The 1,828-nt window shown below is 50.7% G+C and carries 2 protein-coding genes and 1 pseudogene; all 3 read right to left on the bottom strand.

Going from position 1 to position 1,828, the window contains the following annotated elements; translation table 11 throughout:
- Window positions 1-282: pseudogene (locus tag B2Z72_RS15150) on the bottom strand (ATP-NAD kinase); the annotation flags it as partial.
- A 47-nt stretch (window positions 283-329) separates the two neighbouring features.
- Window positions 330-1,460 carry a phospholipase A gene (locus tag B2Z72_RS15145; RefSeq protein WP_296982708.1) on the bottom strand — a complete coding sequence of 377 codons (1,131 nt, stop codon included), beginning with the start codon at window positions 1,458-1,460 and terminating at the stop codon, window positions 330-332.
- Between the two features lie 93 nt (window positions 1,461-1,553).
- On the bottom strand, window positions 1,554-1,828 hold a 275-nt coding region (locus B2Z72_RS15140; RefSeq protein ID WP_297005216.1), incomplete at its 5' end, for a hypothetical protein.

The following is a 1,828-nucleotide window of genomic DNA, read 5'->3' as shown; positions in this document are numbered from 1 at the left end:
ATGCTCTGCACTGGTATCGCTTAACGGAATATCGGCACTGACCAGATCAAAAGAAAAGCCAAGACGGGTTAACAGGTCGGCCCCCATTTCTCCCGGGCAGGTAAGAAAGTGACATCGGTCGGAAAACGGTAACAGTTGCTCAAGTGCCTGCTGAGTACGCTGCCCGGCTTTCTTTTCCGCACCACGGGCCAAGGCTTCCGCCACGACGCCATCACTGCCTTTCAGACCGACAGCCCCACCGATGCCCGCCAGAGGATTAATGATCAGGCCGAGGGTTAACATACAGACTCCACAACATCGCCCATTTTAAATTGCGCATCATACCCTGATCAGAACCAGTCGCTGAGTTTAATTCCCAGGCCGATACGTTGTTGGTAATGGTTGTAGTCAATCAGGCTGTCGCCATAGCCGTCAAAAAAGAAACCATAGCCTTTGATTTTTTTAGTCATCGGGAAGGTCCATTCAAGCTGCAGTGCACCGCGGTTTTCATCCGGGTTAAAGTTGTTGCGTACCGTAACATCAATGGTCTGATTACCCGGCATAAAACGTAACGTCAGCTCTCCCGGCCCCATATAGTCGTCGATATCCGGGTTGTCATTGTCTTCCGGATCCCAGGGGTCGGAATCGCTTTCTTCCGGAATGCGCCACCACAATTTACCGGAGATAACCGCGTAATCGGTGACACTTAAGGCACTGAAAATAATCCGGTTCCAGCTGCGCGACATAGAGCTGGTCTGGCCATTCGACTGGTGATTCAACGACACACCAAATGCATCAATCCAGTTGTTTTTGGTCTGCCAGTTGAGCATCAGTTCCGGTTCATGATTGGTCTCACGGAACGGACGGGAAATATCACTGTTATAAGCCTGCCAGAACGAACGGTTGGTGTAACCGACACTCAGAGTACTGAGTTTGCCGATGATGCCGCTGGCCAGCTGAACTTTAATGCTGATCTGAAAAACCGCTTCGATATGGTCGTTGCCATCTTCCAGCGTTGCATCATCGTCGCCGGAATAGTGCTGCAGAATACGGTCACGCTCGTAATTGCTAGGATTGGAATAGTAAGTAAATGGCAGGATGTAATTCGGGCGGTGTGGTAACAACAGGAAAGGACTGTTGGCGGCGGCTTCTTCGACCTGAATTTTTTCCACCAGCTGGGGTAATTTCCGCAGGGCTGGTTTTATTTCATCTTCTGAGATGGTTTCGACTTCAAGCTTCTGGCGTTTGGCTTCACCGCTTTCCGGCAGCAGCGTTTCAAGACTGTCCAGAGCACTGCTTTCACTGTCAGAGGTGATATCAGAGTCTGCTTTACCGTCTGCCGTACTTGTATTGCTATCCGCAGTTGCCGTATTTCCGGCGCTGCTGGCTGGCACTGCTGACCCAGCATTGTCCTGCAACTCTTCAGCCCAGACAGCACCACAGGCCAGAGAAAACACCATAACCGAACCCAGTCGCAACATAACTACCCCAATGATTATTCCACTAAGGCATATAATATAGCGTTTAAATTACATCGCTGCGACGCAGGTTGGATTATGCCCCTCTGCACAGCGTCAGGCGGTATATCCTTCAGCTTCGAGGAATGGCGTACGGATAGCCTGATATTCATTTTTACAGTGCGGGCAGACACGGACATCCTTGCTGAGGATACGGTTGTGCAGGTGGATCAGTTTCTGATTTCCCTCCCAGCAATAGGAGCAGTATGGCTGACCATACGGACGACCGTCAATGGATTTGTAATAGCCATCGCCGCGACGACGCAGATTGCCTTTATAAACCAGGGCTTCGTTAAGGCGGATGAGCTCTTTATCTCGGGCATCACACACGC

Origin of the sequence: Thalassolituus sp. UBA6592 (genome assembly GCF_002433655.1) — a bacterium.
GTDB lineage: Bacteria > Pseudomonadota > Gammaproteobacteria > Pseudomonadales > Oceanobacteraceae > Venatoribacter.
The sequence above is the reverse complement of the archived record's forward strand: the minus strand, read 5'-3'. Positions and strand labels throughout refer to the sequence as shown.

Excerpts from the sequence above, each read along its gene's own strand:
- B2Z72_RS15145 (WP_296982708.1), bottom strand. The coding sequence starts at position 1,460 with ATGTTGCGACTGGGTTCGGTTATGGTGTTTTCTCTGGCCTGTGGTGCT.